The 206-nt window shown below is 63.1% G+C and carries 1 pseudogene; it reads left to right on the forward strand.

Annotated elements, in window-relative coordinates:
- A pseudogene (locus AF337_RS39105) lies at positions 1-206 on the forward strand (beta-galactosidase); the annotation flags it as partial.

Here is a 206-nt window from a genome sequence, read left to right on the forward strand (position 1 = left end):
GCGCCAACGGGCTGTTCGATGTGATGGAGCGTTCGGGCGGGCTTGTCATTCCTCCGAACAAGCCGGCGGAATCGCACCGGCGCGAGCGCCGCTTCAAGATTGGCAACCGCGAACTGGCTGCCGGCTATTTTTATGAAAACCTTGCGACCGACGGCGATGTCGAAGTGGTCGCGGCCTGGTCGAACCGCTATGCCGAGGGCCAACCG

The organism is Rhizobium ecuadorense (assembly GCF_001187535.1).
Taxonomy (GTDB): Bacteria; Pseudomonadota; Alphaproteobacteria; order Rhizobiales; family Rhizobiaceae; genus Rhizobium; species Rhizobium ecuadorense.